General features: G+C 56.1%; 17 protein-coding genes. 6 read left to right on the top strand and 11 right to left on the bottom strand.

All coding sequences use genetic code 11. The features are described from left to right. The first annotated feature begins 52 nt into the window (after positions 1 to 52). Positions 53 to 1,117 (top strand): L-ascorbate 6-phosphate lactonase, encoded by a 1,065-nt coding sequence (gene ulaG, locus BFV63_RS02160; RefSeq protein ID WP_006810379.1) that lies wholly within the window; start codon positions 53 to 55, stop codon positions 1,115 to 1,117. A gap of 110 nt (positions 1,118 to 1,227) precedes the next feature. Continuing rightward, complete coding sequence (ulaR, locus tag BFV63_RS02155) at positions 1,228 to 1,983, top strand: HTH-type transcriptional regulator UlaR (RefSeq protein ID WP_003856014.1); 756 nt, start codon at positions 1,228 to 1,230, stop codon at positions 1,981 to 1,983. On the opposite strand, the gene yjfP is transcribed toward ulaR, so the two are convergent. Continuing rightward, positions 1,980 to 2,702, bottom strand: coding sequence for an esterase (gene yjfP, locus BFV63_RS02150; RefSeq protein WP_048241511.1), 723 nt, complete (start codon positions 2,700 to 2,702; stop codon positions 1,980 to 1,982). The two genes, ulaR and yjfP, sit on opposite strands and share 4 nt — an antisense overlap. A 137-nt stretch (positions 2,703 to 2,839) precedes the next feature. Between yjfP and bsmA the strand changes: the two genes are divergently transcribed. From bsmA to BFV63_RS02135, 3 genes are all read left to right on the top strand, one after another. Next, entirely contained in the window at positions 2,840 to 3,169 is a 330-nt protein-coding gene (bsmA, locus tag BFV63_RS02145; RefSeq protein WP_003856011.1) for a biofilm peroxide resistance protein BsmA, read from the top strand. A 148-nt stretch (positions 3,170 to 3,317) separates the two neighbouring features. After that, positions 3,318 to 3,593, top strand: coding sequence for a DUF1471 family protease activator YjfN (gene yjfN, locus BFV63_RS02140; protein ID WP_003856009.1), 276 nt, complete (start codon positions 3,318 to 3,320; stop codon positions 3,591 to 3,593). Positions 3,594 to 3,763: 170 nt separating this feature from the next. Beyond that, the gene (locus BFV63_RS02135; RefSeq protein ID WP_045336764.1) at positions 3,764 to 5,695 is read left to right on the top strand and encodes a methyl-accepting chemotaxis protein; all 1,932 of its coding nucleotides are present in this window, start codon (positions 3,764 to 3,766) and stop codon (positions 5,693 to 5,695) included. On the opposite strand, the gene BFV63_RS02130 is transcribed toward BFV63_RS02135, so the two are convergent. Next, entirely contained in the window at positions 5,692 to 7,314 is a 1,623-nt protein-coding gene (locus BFV63_RS02130) for an isovaleryl-CoA dehydrogenase (protein WP_032661267.1), read from the bottom strand. The two genes, BFV63_RS02135 and BFV63_RS02130, sit on opposite strands and share 4 nt — an antisense overlap. 195 nt (positions 7,315 to 7,509) lie before the next feature. Here BFV63_RS02130 and BFV63_RS02125 point away from each other — a divergent pair, with 195 nt between their 5' ends. Beyond that, positions 7,510 to 8,784, top strand: a complete 1,275-nt coding sequence (locus BFV63_RS02125) for an MFS transporter (protein ID WP_048241513.1) — start codon at positions 7,510 to 7,512, stop codon at positions 8,782 to 8,784. 91 nt (positions 8,785 to 8,875) lie between these two features. Here BFV63_RS02125 and rlmB read toward each other — a convergent pair whose 3' ends face one another. From rlmB to hfq, 9 genes are all read right to left on the bottom strand, one after another. After that, positions 8,876 to 9,607: a 23S rRNA (guanosine(2251)-2'-O)-methyltransferase RlmB gene (rlmB, locus tag BFV63_RS02120; RefSeq protein WP_003856001.1), complete on the bottom strand. Its 732-nt coding sequence runs from the start codon at positions 9,605 to 9,607 to the stop codon at positions 8,876 to 8,878. 63 nt (positions 9,608 to 9,670) lie between these two features. Further along, a complete protein-coding gene (gene rnr / locus BFV63_RS02115) occupies positions 9,671 to 12,112 on the bottom strand; it encodes a ribonuclease R (protein WP_032104769.1) in 2,442 nt (813 codons plus the stop codon). Between the two features lie 38 nt (positions 12,113 to 12,150). Then, a complete protein-coding gene (gene nsrR / locus BFV63_RS02110) occupies positions 12,151 to 12,576 on the bottom strand; it encodes a nitric oxide-sensing transcriptional repressor NsrR (RefSeq protein WP_003855998.1) in 426 nt (141 codons plus the stop codon). 192 nt (positions 12,577 to 12,768) lie between these two features. Beyond that, positions 12,769 to 14,067, bottom strand: a complete 1,299-nt coding sequence (locus tag BFV63_RS02105) for an adenylosuccinate synthase (protein WP_003855997.1) — start codon at positions 14,065 to 14,067, stop codon at positions 12,769 to 12,771. A 104-nt stretch (positions 14,068 to 14,171) separates the two neighbouring features. Further along, the gene (locus BFV63_RS02100; RefSeq protein ID WP_003855996.1) at positions 14,172 to 14,369 is read right to left on the bottom strand and encodes a DUF2065 domain-containing protein; all 198 of its coding nucleotides are present in this window, start codon (positions 14,367 to 14,369) and stop codon (positions 14,172 to 14,174) included. A gap of 71 nt (positions 14,370 to 14,440) precedes the next feature. Next, on the bottom strand, positions 14,441 to 15,445 hold the full coding sequence (hflC, locus tag BFV63_RS02095; protein ID WP_003855994.1) for a protease modulator HflC: 1,005 nt from the start codon (positions 15,443 to 15,445) through the stop codon (positions 14,441 to 14,443). Between the two features lie 2 nt (positions 15,446 to 15,447). Then, on the bottom strand, positions 15,448 to 16,707 hold the full coding sequence (gene hflK / locus BFV63_RS02090) for an FtsH protease activity modulator HflK (RefSeq protein WP_003855992.1): 1,260 nt from the start codon (positions 16,705 to 16,707) through the stop codon (positions 15,448 to 15,450). Positions 16,708 to 16,763: 56 nt separating this feature from the next. Then, entirely contained in the window at positions 16,764 to 18,044 is a 1,281-nt protein-coding gene (gene hflX, locus BFV63_RS02085; RefSeq protein ID WP_003855991.1) for a ribosome rescue GTPase HflX, read from the bottom strand. 74 nt (positions 18,045 to 18,118) lie between these two features. Then, positions 18,119 to 18,430, bottom strand: a complete 312-nt coding sequence (gene hfq, locus BFV63_RS02080) for an RNA chaperone Hfq (RefSeq protein WP_003855990.1) — start codon at positions 18,428 to 18,430, stop codon at positions 18,119 to 18,121. Positions 18,431 to 18,514: the final 84 nt, after the last annotated feature.

Below are 18,514 nucleotides of genomic sequence, written 5' to 3'. Positions count from 1 at the left end.
ATCACAACAAGTCACAGTATGATTACTTTTGATTAAAACCAGGAGTCAAACGATGAGTAAAGTGAAAACCATCACCCGTGAATCATGGATTCTGAGTACCTTTCCGGAGTGGGGTAGCTGGCTGAACGAAGAGATCGAGCAGGAACAGGTTGCTCCTGGCACATTTGCGATGTGGTGGCTGGGCTGCACCGGGATCTGGCTGAAATCAGAAGGCGGCGCCAACATTTGCGTTGATTTCTGGTGCGGCACCGGCAAACAGAGCCACGGCAATCCACTGATGAAAAAAGGCCACCAGATGCAGCGTATGGCCGGCGTTGAAAAGCTCCAGCCGAACCTGCGCACCACGCCTTTTGTGCTTGATCCTTTTGCCATTCGCCAGATCGACGCCGTTCTCTCTACCCACGATCACAACGATCATATCGACGTGAACGTGGCGGCAGCGGTTATGCAAAACTGCGCGGACGACGTACCGTTTATCGGGCCGCAGACCTGCGTGGATTTGTGGATTGGCTGGGGCGTGCCAAAAGAGCGCTGCATCGTGATGAAGCCGGGCGACGTGGTGAAAATCAAAGATATTGAGATTCACGCGCTGGATGCCTTTGACCGCACCGCGCTGATCACCCTGCCTGCCGATCAGAAAGCCGCAGGCGTACTGCCAGACGGGATGGACGAGCGCGCAGTGAACTATCTGTTCAAAACGCCTGGCGGTTCCCTATATCACAGCGGTGACTCCCACTACTCCAACTACTACGCGAAGCACGGTAACGAGCACCAGATTGACGTGGCGCTTGGCTCTTACGGTGAAAACCCGCGCGGGATCACCGACAAAATGACCAGCGCGGATATGCTGCGTATGGCCGAAGCGCTGAACACCAAAGTGGTGATCCCGTTCCACCATGATATCTGGTCAAACTTCCAGGCCGATCCGCAAGAGATCCGCGTCCTGTGGGAGATGAAAAAAGACCGCCTCAAGTATGGCTTCAAGCCGTTCATCTGGCAGGTTGGCGGCAAGTTCACCTGGCCGCTGGATAAAGACAATCTTGAGTATCACTACCCGCGTGGTTTCGATGATTGCTTTACGATTGAACCCGATCTGCCGTTCAAGTCCTTCCTCTGATACCGAGGCCCAATCGCCAGACCCTGCGTCTGGCGATGTCATTTTTATTTTAGTAATTTCACGCTATTTCAAATATCATCTTTTCAAATCAATTCTTATCGGAATAGCTCATGACGGAAGCGCAACGGCATCAAATTTTACTGGAACTCCTGGCGCAAACAGGGTTTATCACCGTCGAGAAAGTGATCGAACGTTTAGGGATCTCCCCCGCTACCGCGCGACGGGATATCAACAAGCTGGATGAGAGCGGCAAGCTGAAAAAAGTCCGCAATGGCGCAGAGGCCATCAGCCAGCAGCGGCCACGCTGGACGCCGATGAACATCCACCAGGCGCAGAATCACGATGAAAAGGTGCGGATTGCCAGAGCGGCGTCACAGCTGGTGAATCCCGGGGAGAGCGTGGTGATCAACTGCGGTTCGACGGCGTTTCTGCTGGGCCGTGAAATGTGCGGCAAGCCGGTGCAAATCATTACCAACTATCTGCCGCTGGCCAATTATCTCATTGACCAGGAACATGAAAGCGTGGTGATCATGGGCGGCCAGTATAACAAGAGCCAGTCCATCACCCTGAGCCCGCAGGACAGTGAAAACAGCCTCTACGCCGGGCACTGGATGTTTACCAGCGGCAAAGGCCTGACGGCGGATGGACTGTATAAAACCGATATGCTCACCGCAATGGCAGAGCAGAACATGCTTAACGTGGTGGGCAAGCTGGTGGTGCTGGTCGACAGCAGCAAGGTCGGTGAACGTGCCGGCATGCTTTTCAGCCGCGCCGAGCAAATCAGCATGGTGATCACCGGCAAAAACGCCAACCCCGAGATCCTCAGCAAGCTGGAGGATCAGGGTGTCACGGTGCTGCGCGTTTAAAGGTGCTGGCGGAAGAATTCCACGGTTGCTTCCAGCGCGGCCGGGGTAATACGGTGCCGGACACCTGCTCCCCACAGGCAGGTCAGATTGCTGTCCAGCCCTTCACGCTGTAGCGCCTGTTGCAGGCGGAACGTTTCACCGGGCGGTACGACGTCATCGGCGTCCCCATGCCACAGAAGCAGCGGACGATCGGCCAGCTGCGAAAGCGCATGGCTGACGTCCCATTCTGACAACAGGGCCTCAATCTCCTGAGGGGCCTGCGGCGGGAACAGCGTCTTTGCCAGTGACGTAAAGTAGCCCGATCCCATCAGGCAAGCCACGGACGTCACCTCCGGATGCCTGGCCATGATCCCCAGCGCCGTCATTCCGCCCATTGATGCGCCTGCGACCGCCAGCCGTTTCCCCTCCACCAGCCCGGCCTGCAAGAGCGCGTCACGCAGCCCGGCGAACTCGGTCAGATTGCCGTGCAGCGTTTGCCAGAACAGCCCCAGCCGCGCCTGCTCATCGCCCGTAAAGCGTGCCCCATGATTCGGCGCATCAGGCATGACCACCCGGAAACCGGCCTGCGCCAGCGCGACGGCAAAATAGCTGTAGACCAGCTTCGAGGAGAGAAAGCCATGATAGAAAACTACCGTCGGCAGCGGCTGTTCACCTTTACCAGCCGGAAAAGCATGGATGATTTCATGCTCACTCAGCTGGCGAGTTACAATTTCAATCATTGTCGATCCTGTGCTGATGAATGATTCATAATGTTGAGAGCTGGATTACGGTTTCACGATATTTTCATTCGAAATCTACGTCCCAGATAACACTTCGGGAACATTCCCCCAAAACTAAATTCGCAGACAACTACACTATGGCTATCAGGAAAAGAGACAGGTTTATGCGCAGGCTTACCGCTTTATTGCTGGTCTCGCTGCTCAGCGGATGTTCCGTATTGCAGGGTACGCCAGAACCGGCGCCGCCGGTTACCGATCATCCTCAGGAAATTCGTCGTAATCAGACGGAAGGATTACAACGCCTGGGTACCGTATCCGCGATGGTTCGTGGTTCCCCGGATGATGCAGAAGACGCAATTGAAGCGCAGGCCGTTGCCGCAAAAGCAGATTATTACGTCATCACGATGATTGATGAAACCATTATTACGGGACAGTGGTACGCCCAGGGCATTTTGTACCGTAAGTAAGCATCATCATTTGAACGACTTTTACACTGCTTTGCGTCCGTAGACATTTTCCTGTCCACAATAAACTCCATGCCAGCAACAATGGAAATGAGTTTATTCGCGAAGGATTGCCCGGCGGATACCGGAGACACGTGAAAAGGAGCTGACGATGAAACGAACCCTTGCTTTAACGACGCTATTGCTTTCAGCGGGCCTGCTGAGCACCACGGCGCAGTCGGCCGAATTTGCCAGCGCGGATTGCGTCACGGGCCTGAACGAGATTGGTCAGATCTCCGTCAATAATATCACGGGGAGTCCGCAAGACGTTGAACGTGTCGTCGCTCTGAAGGCCGATGAACAGGGCGCATCCTGGTATCGCATCGTTCAGATGCAGGAAGATCACCATGTTAATCACTGGCGCGTGCAGGCCATTCTTTATGCCTAGTCCCTTCCGATAAAAGCCACTTAATTTTAGTGGCTTTTCACTTTTGCAAATTTTTTATCTCTCCCAAAACCTTACGAAAACAAACATGTAACATTAAGTTACATTAAAGAGGTAAACGTTATCTCTGCTCTGCCGTTGAACAGCCATCACTTTTCAATAATGAGCAATTTATGATCACCTTTTTCCGCCTGGCAGGTCTGGGCACGAAGCTATCGCTGCTAACAGGTGCCAGTGTCGCCACGCTTTTTTTGCTGTTCACTTTTCTGTTGAGCCACAACGCCAGCCAGCAGCTTGAAGATCTTGCGGTTGAAGACCTGCATAACCAGTCTACCGGCATGGTGGATATGGTAGAGATGTTCAACACCAGCCTGAGCGAAGAGGTCGAGAGCTATACCCGCCTGTTCACCACCTTTTTGCCACAGCCATTGAACAGCGACAGCAGCCAGAGCCGGACCATTAACGGCCTTACCGTTCCTCTGCTGAAGGGCGGTGAAACGGAGTTGCATGAAAACAATACGCTTTCTGATGACTTCCTGAGCCGAACGGGGGCCATCTCGACGCTGTTTGTCCGCAGCGGTAACGATTTTATCCGCGTGGCCACGTCGCTGCGCAAAGAGAATGGCGACCGCGCCATCGGAACCGTTCTTGATAGCACCAGCCCGGCATTTGCGGCTGTCACCAAAGGGGAGGTCTATCGCGGCCTCGCGCTGCTGTTCGGCAAGCGCTATATCACGCAGTACCAGCCTGTTAAAAATGCGGAAGGCCAGGTTATCGGGATTATCTTTGTTGGCGTCGACATCACCCATTCCTGGAACGTCATGCGCGAGAAAATCCTTAACCGTCGTCTGGGCAAGAGCGGTCACTTCTTTGTACTGGATCGCAGCAGCGGTAAAACGCGCGGACAGTATCTGTTCCATGCCAGCGAAGAGGGCAAACTGCCCAACTGGGACACGGCGACACAGCAGCAGCTTCTGAGTGATAAAGCCGGCACGCTGGAACGCGTGAGCGCGGATGGCCGTACGCTCAAAGTCGCCTACACGCCGCTGCCGGGCTGGAACTGGACCATCGTGGGTGAAGTGGATAAAGCCGTACTGCTTTCAAGCGTCACCACGCTGCGCGATCGCTTCCTGATGGCGGGCGTGGTGCTATCCGCGCTCTTCGCGGGCCTGTTCGTTATCCTCATTCGCCGGATGCTAACCCGCCCACTGCGCGCAGTGATCGCGCTTGCCCGGCAGTATGCCGCAGGCGATCTTCGCGCCAGCCTGCCGGTAACCCGCCAGGATGAAGTCGGCCAGCTGATTGATGCCATCAACGGGATCGGGGGCGGCCTGCAAAAAATTGTGTTGCAGGTCCGCGAGGCCGCAAGCGAAATCCATCTGGGGACTAACGCGCTGGCTTCAGATACCGGCGAGATCTCTGAACAAATCAACAAACAGGCCAGCAGCGTTGAGGAGACCTCCGCCAGCATGGAGCAATTAGCCGCCACCGTGCAGCAAAATGCCGCCAACATGGAGCAAACTCAGCAGCTGGTGGGGGAAACCTCGCGCGCGGTGCATCAGGGTGGAGAGACGGTGACCCACGCAGTTTCCACCATGGATGATATTCGTGATGCATCGAAACGCATTGAAGACATCACCCGCGTGATTGAGTCCATCGCTTTCCAGACCAATATCCTGGCGCTCAATGCGGCGGTTGAAGCGGCGCGGGCGGGCGAGCACGGGAAAGGTTTCGCAGTGGTGGCGCAAGAGGTGCGCGCCCTGGCCGCACGCAGCGCCAACGCGGTAAAAGAGATTGAGCAGCTGATTGGCGACACGCTGAACAAGGTGAGCGAAGGCCATGCGCTTTCTGAGCAGACGCGTCTGGCGATGGATGCCATCATTGTTCATATCGATAACATCAGCCAGCTTGTTACCGAGATCAACCACGCCTCCCGCGAGCAGTCTGCGGGGATTGGTCAGGTGAATCTGGCGATGACGCACATCGGTGAGGCATCGCACATCAATGCCGATCGTATCTCACGCAGCGAGCAGACGGCGCAGACGCTGCGCGAGAAGGGTTCACATCTCACCCGGCTGGTGAGCCTGTTCCAGCTTAAAGCTTAACCGACCCGGCCCGTGGCGCGCAGCAGCAGGTCGTTTTGCACCTGTTCGCTCATCAGCGTGCCGCCCCGGGTATCCAGCATCATGCGGCACCACGCCTGCGCCACGGGCGGCGTTGCGTGCCGCAGCATCTGGCTTCCGGCCCCGAGTAAAAAGAGCTGCCGCGCGATCTCCCTGCCCTGCGCTTCCTGCGGTTTACGCAGCTTCTGCTGTAGCTGCCGCCAGCTGCGATCGAAGTGCCTGTCCTGGCCTTTTACCTGCGCGAAATCATCGGCGAGCAGGTCGAGAATGCCCGACTGCTTCGCCAGTACGCGCAGTACATCCAGGCACATAATATTGCCAGAGCCTTCCCAGATGCTGTTGACGGGCATTTCACGGTACAACCGCGGAAGCTCACTCTCTTCGCAATAGCCTGCGCCGCCCAGCACCTCCATTGCCTCTGCCACAAACGGTATGCCCGCTTTGCAGACGCTGTATTTTGCCGCCGGAGTGAATAGCCGCGCCCATGCGGCTTCCTGCGGGTCGGTGCGGTTATCCCACGCCCGGGCGAGTCGGAACAGCAGTGCCGTGTGTCCCTCCAGCACCAGCGCCATACGGCTTAGCACGTCGCGCATTAACGGCTGGTCGATAAGATTTTTGCCGAAGGTCTGCCGCTGATGGGCATGATAAAGCGCCACCGAGAGCGCACGGCGCATCAGTCCGTGGCTACCAAGCGCGCAGTCAAAGCGCGTCAGCCCGCCCATCTTCAGAATTTGCCGGACACCTTCACCCTCTTCGCCCAGCAGCCAGCCGTAAGCATCAAGGAACTCAGCCTCACTGCTGGCATTTGAACGGTTACCGAGCTTGTCCTTCAGACGCTCAAGGCGCACGGCATTGCGTTGCCCGTCGGGTAAGAAACGCGGGACAAAAAAGCAGGACAACCCGCCCTTCGCCTGCGCGAGCACCAGATGCGCATCGCTCTGCGGCACGGAGAAAAACCATTTGTGCCCCACCAGCCGGTAACTGCCATCACTGCATTTCTCTGCTTTGGTGGTATTACTGAGTACGTCCGAACCGCCCTGCTTTTCCGTCATCCCCATGCCGATCAGCAGGCCGCGCTTTTGCGCCCCCGGTGCGAGATGGGGATCGTAGCGATCGCTCATCAGCGGCGTTAACCAGTCGTGAAACGGTTTGGGTAGCGACTGTAGCAACAGCGGCGTGGCCGCAAAGGTCATGGTCACCGGGCATAGCGTTCCCGCCTCCACCTGAGCATGCAGCACAAAACGCGCGGCCCTGGCGACGAACGATCCTTTCCGCGCCTCCTCCTCCCACGCCAGGTTGTGCACCCGGTTGGCGCAAAGCCCCTGCATCAGAAGATGCCATGCCGGATGAAAGCGGACGTCGTCCAGCCGCACTCCCGTGGCGTCATAACGCAGCAGCTCCGGCGGATTAACGTTCGCCAGCCTGCCCAGCTCCAGCGACTCCGCCGTACCCAACTGCTGTCCGATGCTGGCAAGAAGATCCACATCCCACTCAGCCCCTTCGCGCGCTACCGCATCGCGCAGGGCGCAATCAGAGAGAAAAAGGTTGCTGTTCGATAGCGGTGCAGGTTGATTAAAAACGGTATGTGTCTGCCAGTGCATGCTGTCTCCCTCCTTTCATTGGCAATAAAGGTAAGTATGGACAGAGGGCATGCACGCTGCATGGGAGGGGGGTCACACGATGACGATCGTGTTGATATCATTCGTGAAATAGCTCACAGAACATAAGAATAAACTATTTCATTACTTCACTAATGCTGAATAATTTATTCTTACCCCGTTTTTGTGAGGATCGTTATGCAACAGGATGCGCACAAGCGTGCATTAATTGCAGGCTCCATCGGTAATTTCATCGAGTGGTATGAATTTGCGGTCTACGGTTTTCTGGCAACGGTGATTGCCAGAAACTTCTTCCAGCTTGAGGGGGAAGCGGAGCTCACCAGCCTGATCCTTACCTGGGCCTCGTTCGCCATCGCTTTCTTCTTCCGTCCGCTGGGTGCGGTGGTCTTTGGCCGCATTGGCGACAGGATTGGCCGCAAACCGACGCTGATTATCGTGCTGGTATTGATGACGCTCGCCACCGCTGCCATCGGTATTGTGCCGGTCTACGCCAGTATCGGGATTGCCGCGCCGCTGATCGTTACACTCCTGCGTATTCTGCAAGGACTGTTCGCGGGCGGTGAGTATGGCGGTGCGGTCTCATTGATGACGGAGTTCGCCCCGCGCGACAAGCGCGGTCTTTACGGGGCATGGCAGTCCTTCACCGTGGCGCTCGGGCTGTTAGCGGGCGCAGGCATTGTCGCGTTGCTCTCTGCCCTGCTCTCCCCTGAAGCCTTGCACGACTGGGGCTGGCGCATTCCGTTCTTCCTGGCGTTGCCGATGGGTGCGGTCGCGCTATGGCTGCGGGTGAGCATGGAAGAGACGCCGAGCTTTGTGCAGCAACGGGAAAAATCGGTTGTTACTCAGGCCACCACCGCCGCCACGTTCAAAACCATCCTGATGGGCATTGGCCGCGTGATGGTCTGGTCTGCGGCGGGATATACCTATCTGGTGATTATGCCGACCTATCTGCAATCTGCGCTGCACACCGGTTTTAACCAGGCGCTGCTGATTGCGGTGATTTCTAACATTGGGTTTGCGCTCACGATCATTCCGTCGGGCATGCTGAGCGACAGGATCGGGCGGCGGACGGTGATGATTATCTCCACCGTGCTCCTGCTGATCCTCGCCCTGCCGCTGCTGAAAATTTTGCAGGCGGAAACCAGTACGCTGGCGATCAAAGCGGTTGTGGTGCTGATTGCGGGGGGTCTGGTTGGGATGCTGGCAGGGCCGGGGCCGGCAATGCTGTCTGAGATGTTCCCGACGCGCGTGCGTTATACCGGGCTGGGGCTGGCCTATTCTCTGTCGAATGCGATCTTCTCGGGCTGTGCGGGGCTGATCATTACCGGGCTGATTAAAGAGACGGGCAATCTGGATATTCCGGCGTACTACGTGATGGCAACGGCGGTGGTGAGTATTTTCGCGCTGATGACGCTGAGGAAGGATGACCATTTACGGTCGTTAGAGGAGTGAGATTGTTGCCCGGTGGCGCTGCGCTTAGCGGGCCTACGTTACCATGCTTTTGTAGGCCGGGTGAGGCGAAGCCGCCACCCGGCACAACAGGCTACCCGCGCTGACGCACCGCTTCGAACAGGCAGATACCCGTCGCAACAGAAACGTTCAGGGACGACACGCTGCCTGCCATCGGGATGCTGATCAGCTCGTCGCAGTGCTCGCGCGTCAGACGACGCATGCCTTCACCTTCTGCCCCCATCACCAGCGCCATGCGGCCGGTCATTTTGCTCTGATACAGGGTGTGATCCGCTTCACCGGCTGTGCCGACGATCCAGATATTCTCTTCCTGCAACAGACGCATGGTGCGCGCCAGGTTAGTCACGCGGATCAGCGGAACGTTTTCCGCCGCGCCGCAGGCAACTTTTTTAGCGGTAGCGTTAAGCTGCGCGGAACGATCTCTTGGCACAATCACCGCATGCACGCCTGCTGCATCGGCGCTACGCAGGCACGCGCCCAGGTTATGCGGGTCGGTTACGCCATCAAGGATCAGGAAGAACGGGTTATCCAGCTCAGCGATCAGATCCGGCAGATCGTTCTCCTGATACTGACGGCCTGGCTTCACGCGCGCGATAATGCCCTGGTGTACAGCTCCTTCGCTTTTCTCATCCAGATACTGGCGGTTCGCCAGTTGGATCACTACGCCCTGCGCTTCCAGCGCGTGGATCAGCGGCATCAGACGTTTATCTTCTCGCCCTTTCAGAATAAAAACTTCCTGAAAACGCTCCGGCGCGCGCTCCAGCAGGGCCTGCACCGCGTGGATGCCGTAAATCATTTCACTCATTGATGGTTCTCGTAATAAATATTTTCCCTCTCCCGTTGGGGAGAGGGTCAGGGTGAGGGGAAATTACTCCGCCTGCTGTTTCTTCGCCGCGCGCTTCGCTTTGGTCGCGGCCGCTATTTTTTGGGTCTTGGTCGACGGTTTTTTCGCTTTACGAGCGTCTTTTTTCGCCGCCTTGGGCTTCTGTTTCTTCTCGCCACGGAAAGCGCTGTCTGGCTCAAAGTTTACTCTTTTACCTGCCTGACGTCGCTTGCCGCCCGCTTTACCGTTGCCACCTTTTTTCGCTTTCTCACGCTCGGTTTTCCCGACGTTACGCGGCGCGCGCTCGCTGGAGATCAGGCTGAAGTCGATTTTACGGTCGTCCATATTCACGGCTTCAACCTTCACTTCCACCCGATCTCCCAGACGGTAGGTCTGGCCGCCGGATTCGCCGATCAGACGTTGTCCGACCTGGTCGAAGCGGTAGTAATCGTTATCGAGGCTGGAAACGTGCACCAGACCGTCGATAAACAGCTCATCCAGACGCACGAAGAAGCCAAAGCCGGTGACGCTGGCAATCACGCCTTTAAAGACGTTACCCACCTGATCCAGCATAAAGTCACACTTCAGCCAGTCCGCCACGTCACGCGTTGCTTCATCCGCACGACGCTCGGTCATGGAACAGTGCTGGCCCAGTTGCAGCATCTCTTCCATAGAGTAGTGATACCCTCCGGTTTCGGTCGTGTTGCCTTTATGACCCTGCTCGTGCGCCAGCAGATACTTGATCGCACGGTGCAGGGACAGATCCGGATAACGGCGGATCGGCGAGGTGAAGTGCGCGTACGACTGTAAGGCCAGGCCAAAGTGGCCCCGGTTTTCCGGATCGTAAATCGCCTGCTTCATGGAGCGCAGCAGCATGGTTTGCAGCATTTCCGCGTCAGGACGATCGCTGATGGATTCCAGCAGCTCGGCGTAATCTCGCGGCTCAGGCTTATTACCGCCAGGCAGCTCCAGGCCGAGTTCAGCCAGCACGGAGCGGAACGAGGTTACGGCTTCCGTGGTTGGCTTATCGTGAATACGGAACAGCGCAGGCTCTTTGGCTTTCTCAACGAAACGTGCCGCCGAGATGTTTGCCAGGATCATACACTCTTCAATCAGCTTGTGCGCATCGTTACGCTGGGTCTGTTCGATACGCTCAATGCGGCGCTCGGCGTTGAAGATAAACTTCGCTTCTTCGCTCTCAAAGGAGATCCCGCCGCGCTCTTCGCGCGCCTGATCCAGCGTTTTGTAGAGGTTGTGCAGCTCTTCGATGTGTTTGACCAGCGGCGCGTACTGTTCGCGCAGATCCTGATCGCCCTGCAACATATGCCAGACCTTGGTATAGGTCAGGCGCGCATGGGAACTCATCACTGCTTCGTAGAACTTATAGCCCGTCAGACGTCCCTTGCTGGAGATGGTCATTTCGCAGACCATACACAGGCGGTCCACCTGCGGGTTGAGGGAACACAGGCCGTTGGAGAGCACTTCTGGCAGCATCGGTACAACCTGCGACGGGAAGTAGACCGATGTACCGCGGCTGCGCGCTTCGTTATCCAGCGGCGTGTGTGGACGTACGTAGTAGCTCACATCCGCGATAGCCACCCACAGACGCCAGCCACCACCACGTTTTTTCTCACAGTACACGGCATCATCGAAGTCACGGGCGTCTTCACCATCAATGGTGACCAGCGGCAGATCGCGCAGATCCACGCGGCCTGCTTTGGACTCTTCCGGCACTTCTTCACGCAGGTTTTCGATCTGGTCTTCAACCGCTTTCGGCCAGACGTACGGAATTTCATGGGTGCGCAGCGCCATATCAACGGCCATGCCGGTGCCCATGTTATCGCCCAGCACTTCGACGATTTTACCTACCGCTTTTGTGCGACGAGTTGGGCGCTGGGTGAGTTCAACCACCACCACAAAGCCCATGCGTGCGCCCATCACCTCTTCAGGCGGGATGAGAATGTCGAAGCTCAGACGGCTGTCGTCCGGCACCACAAAACCTACGCCCGCATCGGTAAAGTAACGGCCAACGATCTGGCTGGTTTTCGGCACCAGCACGCGGACCACGCGCGCTTCGCGGCGGCCTTTACGGTCTGCACCCAGCGGCTGCGCCAGGATCTGGTCGCCGTGAATACACATCTTCATCTGTTCGGATGAGAGGTACAGATCGTCTTTACGGCCTTCCACGCGCAGGAAGCCGAAGCCATCGCGGTGACCAATAACGGTGCCTTTCAGCAGGTCGAGGCGTTCTGGCAGCGCGTAGCACTGGCGACGAGTAAAGACCAGCTGCCCGTCACGCTCCATGGCGCGCAGGCGGCGGCGAAGGGCTTCAATTTGCTCTTCACCTTCAATGTTTAATTCAACGGCAAGTTCTTCACGATTGGCGGGTTTTTCGCGTTTTGTTAAGTGTTCAATGATGAACTCGCGGCTGGGGATAGGATTCGCGTATTTTTCGGCTTCGCGTTCCTGGAAAGGATCTTGTGACATGTCGGTTCCTCCGTTGTCAGCTCCGGTGGAAATTTTCTTCATTCCACCAGCAATAATTTATAAAGCGGTTGATTCTCTTCAACCAAATCGGCCAGCGTGTAGTTATCCAGTTCCTTGAGAAAACTTTGCACGGCCTTTGAAAGCGCCTGTTTCAGGCGGCAAGCGGGCGTAATGTGGCAGAACGCGCTGCTACAGTTCACCAGAGAGAGCGGCTCCAGTTCACGTACCACATCGCCAATACGGATACTCTGTGCCGGTTTACCGAGACGGATCCCTCCATTCTTCCCGCGGACGGCAGCAACGTATCCGGCACGACTAAGTTGATTGATTATTTTGACCATATGATTACGGGACACACCGTACACCTCTGTGACTTCAGAGATGCTGGTCATCTTCCCATCGGGTAACGACGCCATGTAAATCAGCGCGCGTAAGCCGTAATCGGTGAAACTTGTTAACTGCACATCAACCTCAGGAAAAAGGGAAAACGCGGTTAAACCGCAGAGATATTCATTAATGATGATAAACCAGCCAGATAGTTAGCGGCTAATTTATTTGACAGACGGGGCGAAAAAGCGGAGATCCAGGAGCGGTCGCCGGATGGCGCTGCGCTTATCCGGCCTACGGGTTTCCCCGCAGGCCAGCAGTCACGAAGATTATGCGTCGAACGGGTCGCGCAGGATCATCGTTTCAGTACGATCCGGGCCGGTAGAAATAATATCGATCGGCACTTCGGTCAGTTCTTCAATGCGCTTGATGTAGTCCAGCGCGGCTTTTGGCAGGCCACTACGCTCTTTCACACCGAAGGTGGTCTCAGACCAGCCCGGCATGGTTTCGTAGATTGGCTCAATGCCTTCCCAGTCGTCAGCAGCCAGCGGAGTGGTGGTCACTTCGCGGCCATCTGGCATGCGGTAGCCAACGCAGATTTTCACTTCTTTCAGGCCGTCCAGTACGTCCAGCTTGGTCAGGCAGAAGCCAGACAGGGAGTTGATCTGCACTGCGCGACGTACGGCAACGGCGTCCAGCCAGCCGGTACGACGACGACGACCGGTGGTCGCGCCAAACTCGTTACCCTGCTTGCAGAGGAACTCGCCGGTCTCATCAAACAGTTCGGTCGGGAATGGACCTGCACCCACGCGAGTGGAGTACGCTTTGATGATGCCCAGAACGTAATCCACATAACGTGGACCCAGGCCAGAGCCGGTCGCCACGCCACCCGCGGTGGTGTTAGAGGACGTAACGTACGGATAGGTTCCGTGGTCGATGTCCAGCAGGGTACCCTGCGCACCTTCGAACATGACGAAATCGCCACGCTTGCGCGCCTGGTCCAGCAGATCGGACACATCAACAACCATACCGGTCAGAATGTCTGCAATCGCCATGACGTCATCCAGCACTTTCTGGTAGTCAACGGCTTCGGCTTTATAGAAGTTCACCAGCTGGAAGTTGTGATATTCCATCACTTCTTTCAGTTTTTCAGCGAAGGTTGCTTTGTCGAAGAGGTCACCGACGCGCAGACCGCGACGAGCCACTTTATCTTCGTATGCCGGGCCGATGCCACGACCGGTAGTGCCGATCGCTTTCGCGCCACGCGCTTTTTCACGCGCCACGTCCAGCGCCACGTGATAGTCCAGGATCAGCGGGCAGGCTTCGGAGAGCAGCAGACGCTCACGAACAGGGATACCACGGTCTTCCAGACCTTTCATCTCTTTCATCAGCGCAGCAGGAGACAGCACAACGCCGTTACCGATGATGCTGGTGACGTTTTCGCGAAGAATGCCTGATGGAATAAGATGGAGGACGGTTTTTTCACCGTTGATTACGAGAGTATGGCCTGCGTTGTGACCGCCCTGGTAGCGTACAACATATTTAGCCCGTTCAGTCAGAAGATCAACAATCTTCCCTTTACCTTCGTCACCCCATTGGGTGCCCAGTACGACGACGTTGTTACCCATTTTTTTCAAAATCACCGTTTGCTTAAAAATGGATTCTACCATCGCTTTTTCAGATATACAGCACTTTTTGACCCTAAAATATGCCAATTGCGGTTAGTTTTTGATCAGCCAATCGTTTTCCTCAACATGTAGTAGATAACGATACCAGCAACCACAAGACCACCGCCAAAACGACGCAAAATATTATCCGGCAGTTGGCTCATGGTGGCGATCATCCGGCGCCATGCGCGCGGATAAAGCATCGGGCCGAGGCCTTCCAGCACCAAAACCAGGGCCAGCGCGAGCCAGATCGTTGAATTCATTTTTCATCCTTATAAAAGAAAACCACCGCTCCGTGAAGAGCGGTGGTTTGAATACTCAAACGAGCCTGAGTTTATCGCGTTGCGTTGGTCGGCGTCTTCATATAACGGAAGAAATCGCTGTCCGGGCTGAGCACCATCACATCCTGGTTGCTCTTGAAGCTATTCTCGTAAGCGCGCAGGCTACGAATGAAGGCATAGAAGTCCGGATCCTGGCTGAATGCATCAGCAAACAGTTTCGCGGCTTCCGCATCACCTTCACCGCGCAGGATACGACCCTGGCGCTCAGATTCCGCCAGCGTCTTGGTGACTTCATAGTCCGCTGCCGCGCGCAGTTTTTCCGCTTCTTCCTGACCCTGTGAACGGTGACGACGGGCTACCGCTTCACGCTCGGCGCGCATACGGTTGTAGATCGCCTCGGACACTTCCGCTGGCAGGTTGATCTGCTTGATGCGCACATCAACCACTTCGATGCCCAGCGCCGCCATACTGTTCGGGTTGATCACCGGCACTTTACCGTTGGTTTCAGCCTGAACACGTTCAGCCGCTTTGGCAATCGCATCGTCTGCCGCCGGGGTTTCAACTTCATCCTCGGTGCCCGCAGAGCCGGAGTTCAGCGCATCACGCACTTCCAGCGTCAGACGACCACGGGAGTCGGTCACAATGTCTTTCACATCCAGACGACCAATTTCAGAACGCAGACGGTCAGAGAACTTACGTTTCAGCAGCACTTCTGCCTGAGAAACGTCGCCACCCCCGGTTGCCAGGAAGTAGCGGCTGAAATCGCTGATGCGCCATTTGATATAGGAATCAACGATCAGGTCTTTCTTCTCTTTGGTCACGAAACGATCGGCCTGGTTATCCATGGTCTGGATACGCGCATCGAGCGTTTTCACTGACTGAATGAACGGGATCTTAAAGTGCAGACCCGGCTCATAAATCACCGGACGCTTGTCGCCGTCACGCACGACGCTGCTGAACTGGAACTTGATCCCACGCTCGCCCTCTTTCACCACAAAGATGGAGGTGTAGAGCACGACCAGTACAATGATGATGATCGCAATAACTGACTTACGCATCCTTATTCCCCCTGACGCTGGTAGTCGTTACGCTGCGCGTTGGCACGGCGTTGGTCCATAATGTCACCATCGTTCGAAGAAGGCGTTGTGTTCGCGCTGGCGCTGCCAGACGAGGCCGGTGGCAGACGCAGCAGGTTGTTCGCACCGCTGTTGTCTTTTGCTGCCGGTGCAGAACCGCCTTTCAGCATCTGATCCAGCGGCAGGACCATCAGGTTTCCGCCTTTGTTGTCGTTAACCAGCACTTTACGCGTATGGCTCAGCACTTTTTCCATGGTCTCGATATAGAGACGCTCACGGGTAATTTCCGGCGCGGCTTTATATTCCGGCAGGATCTTCGCGAAGCGAGCCACTTCACCCTGTGCTTCCAGGATGGTCTGGGTCTTATACGCACGCGCTTCTTCCAGAATACGCTGCGCCTGACCGTTTGCACGCGGCTGAACTTCGTTGGTGTACGCTTCCGCTTCACGGATGTACTGCTGTTCGTTTTCACGCGCGGCAATCGCATCGTCAAAGGCGGCTTTCACCTCTTCCGGCGGACGTGCAGCCTGGAAGTTGACGTCCAGCAGGGTGATACCCATGTTGTACGGACGGATGGTCTCTTCCAGCTCACGCTGGGTATCGCTACGAATAACGGTACGACCTTCGGTCAGGATACGGTCCATGGTGTATTTACCGATCACGCCACGCAGGGCGCTGTCGGTCGCCTGACGCAGGCTGTCATCGGCGCTGGTCACGCTAAACAGATAACGTTCCGGATCGGTCACGCGGTACTGTACGTTCATCTCAACGCGCACCACGTTCTCGTCAGAGGTCAACATCACGCCAGAGGCGGCCAGTTCACGGACGGACTCCACGTTAACCGCGGTCACGTCATCAATGAAGGTCGGCTTCCAGTTCAGGCCCGGTTCAACCAGATGGCTGAACTTACCGAAACGGGTGACCACGCCGCGTTCTGCTTCTTTAATGGTGTAGAACCCGCTGGCTGCCCAGATGATTACTACCGCAGCGGCGACAATGCCCACCACGCGGCCACCCATTGGCGGGCGCGGACTCTGAGTGGAATTGCCACCCGAGCCAGAACCTTTTCCTCCGCCAAGGCCACCAAGCTTTTTGCTCAGTTTGCGGAAGATATCATCCAGATCCGGCGGCCCCTGCTCGCGACCACCTTTGTTGCCATTTCCCCCAGAGTTGCCGCCTTGATTATTGCTGCTTCCCCACGGGTCGCGGTCTTGTCCGTTATTACCGGGCTGATTCCACGCCATGTATATGCTCCATATTTGTTATGCAAGGGCGAATTTTTCAGGCTTCCCCTTTCTGATCAGACGATATAGTCCGCCAGCGCAGGTTCTTGTTTACAGAGGCGACGCCAGTCAACGATCGGCATACGCACCTGCATCCCCACGCTGCCGTCATCCTCCATCCACTCTTTTTCTATCGCCTGAAGCTGATAAAACCGGCTGCGCAGCCTGCCTTCCTGTGGCGGCAGTCGCAGCGTGTGCTGAGCTACCTCACCGGAAAGACGTTCTGTCAAAGCCTGGAAAAGCAGTGGCACACCAATCCCGGCCTGAGCAGACAGCCAGACCCGAATCGGTTTGTTCTCTTCGTCTCGGTCAATACGCGGTTCAAAATCGTCCAGCATATCGATCTTGTTCATCACCAACAGGGTGGGAATTTCGTGGGCGTCGATCTCTTCGAGCACCACGTTCACCGCGTCGATGTTCTCCTGCACGCGTACGTCAGCCGCATCAATCACATGCAGTAGCAGGGTCGCCTGACGCGTCTCCTGCAAGGTCGCTTTAAACGCCGCGACCAGATCGTGCGGCAGATGGCGAATAAACCCTACGGTATCCGCCAGCACAGTTTCACCCACGTCTGCGACGTCAATACGGCGCAGGGTTGGGTCCAGGGTCGCAAACAGCTGGTCTGCGGCATACACCTGGGCCTCGGTTATCTGGTTAAACAGGGTGGATTTACCGGCGTTGGTATAGCCCACCAGCGACACCGTTGGGATGTCAGCTTTCGTTCGCGCCCGACGCCCCTGTTCGCGCTGTTTCTCTACACGTTCCAGACGTGAAAGGATCTGGGTTATACGCCCACGCAGCAAACGGCGGTCGGTTTCGAGCTGGGTTTCACCCGGGCCGCGCAAACCAATCCCGCCTTTTTGTCTTTCAAGGTGTGTCCAGCCACGCACCAGACGCGTCGCCAGATGGCGCAACTGCGCCAGCTCAACCTGCAACTTACCCTCGTGGGTACGCGCACGCTGAGCAAAAATATCTAAGATCAACCCCGTGCGATCGATAACACGGCATTCGCAGAGAGCTTCCAGGTTACGTTCCTGAGCCGGAGACAGCGCATGATCAAACAGCACAACAGATGCGCCGGTTGCTTTTACGGCATCCGCAATTTCTACTGCTTTACCTTCACCTACAAAATACTTCGGGTGCGGCGCTTTACGGCTACCGGTAATCACCTGCATTGCTTCGACACCGGCGGAAGAGACCAGAGATTCAAACTCCTGGAGGTCTTCCATATCTTTGTCTTGCGAAAAATAGATGTGTACCAGCACCGCCTGCTCACCGGCGTCATAACGGTCAAACAAGCGTAAACCTCTCTAAAAAGATCAGCGGGGAACGCAGGATCCCTGGCTCCCCGTGTGGAAAACAGCCCAAAACCTTATTCGGTTTCTTCGCTGTCCTGCGCTGGTGTTGAAGAACCCTGCGCGTTGCTGCCGTGATGGTAGTTACTGCCAGTGCCGCCGCCAGCGTTATTGCTGTGATGAGATACCGGACGGGACGGAACAACAGTAGAAATCGCGTGCTTATAGACCATCTGGCTGACCGTGTTTTTCAACAGGATCACGAACTGATCGAAAGACTCAATCTGACCTTGCAGCTTAATACCATTCACCAAATAAATAGAAACTGGAACACGCTCCCGACGCAATGCGTTCAGGAACGGATCTTGTAAAGATTGCCCCTTAGCCATTCTATCTTTTCCTTATATGCTTGTTTTGTACTTAGAACCTTGCGATTCTGAAAAATTGCGCACGATACGGCTTAATTGTACACA

This window comes from Enterobacter hormaechei subsp. xiangfangensis, from assembly GCF_001729785.1.
GTDB classification, from domain to species: Bacteria; Pseudomonadota; Gammaproteobacteria; order Enterobacterales; family Enterobacteriaceae; genus Enterobacter; species Enterobacter hormaechei_C.
Note: the sequence above shows the minus strand (reverse complement) of the source record. Positions and strands in the feature narration are given on the sequence as shown.

Excerpts from the sequence above, each read along its gene's own strand:
- ulaG (WP_006810379.1), top strand. The coding sequence starts at position 53 with ATGAGTAAAGTGAAAACCATCACCCGTGAATCATGGATTCTGAGTACC.
- ulaR (WP_003856014.1), top strand. The coding sequence starts at position 1,228 with ATGACGGAAGCGCAACGGCATCAAATTTTACTGGAACTCCTGGCGCAA.
- yjfP (WP_048241511.1), bottom strand. The coding sequence starts at position 2,702 with ATGATTGAAATTGTAACTCGCCAGCTGAGTGAGCATGAAATCATCCAT.
- bsmA (WP_003856011.1), top strand. The coding sequence starts at position 2,840 with ATGGCTATCAGGAAAAGAGACAGGTTTATGCGCAGGCTTACCGCTTTA.
- yjfN (WP_003856009.1), top strand. The coding sequence starts at position 3,318 with ATGAAACGAACCCTTGCTTTAACGACGCTATTGCTTTCAGCGGGCCTG.
- BFV63_RS02135 (WP_045336764.1), top strand. The coding sequence starts at position 3,764 with ATGATCACCTTTTTCCGCCTGGCAGGTCTGGGCACGAAGCTATCGCTG.
- BFV63_RS02130 (WP_032661267.1), bottom strand. The coding sequence starts at position 7,314 with ATGCACTGGCAGACACATACCGTTTTTAATCAACCTGCACCGCTATCG.
- BFV63_RS02125 (WP_048241513.1), top strand. The coding sequence starts at position 7,510 with ATGCAACAGGATGCGCACAAGCGTGCATTAATTGCAGGCTCCATCGGT.
- rlmB (WP_003856001.1), bottom strand. The coding sequence starts at position 9,607 with ATGAGTGAAATGATTTACGGCATCCACGCGGTGCAGGCCCTGCTGGAG.
- rnr (WP_032104769.1), bottom strand. The coding sequence starts at position 12,112 with ATGTCACAAGATCCTTTCCAGGAACGCGAAGCCGAAAAATACGCGAAT.
- BFV63_RS02105 (WP_003855997.1), bottom strand. The coding sequence starts at position 14,067 with ATGGGTAACAACGTCGTCGTACTGGGCACCCAATGGGGTGACGAAGGT.
- BFV63_RS02100 (WP_003855996.1), bottom strand. The coding sequence starts at position 14,369 with ATGAATTCAACGATCTGGCTCGCGCTGGCCCTGGTTTTGGTGCTGGAA.
- hflC (WP_003855994.1), bottom strand. The coding sequence starts at position 15,445 with ATGCGTAAGTCAGTTATTGCGATCATCATCATTGTACTGGTCGTGCTC.
- hflK (WP_003855992.1), bottom strand. The coding sequence starts at position 16,707 with ATGGCGTGGAATCAGCCCGGTAATAACGGACAAGACCGCGACCCGTGG.
- hfq (WP_003855990.1), bottom strand. The coding sequence starts at position 18,430 with ATGGCTAAGGGGCAATCTTTACAAGATCCGTTCCTGAACGCATTGCGT.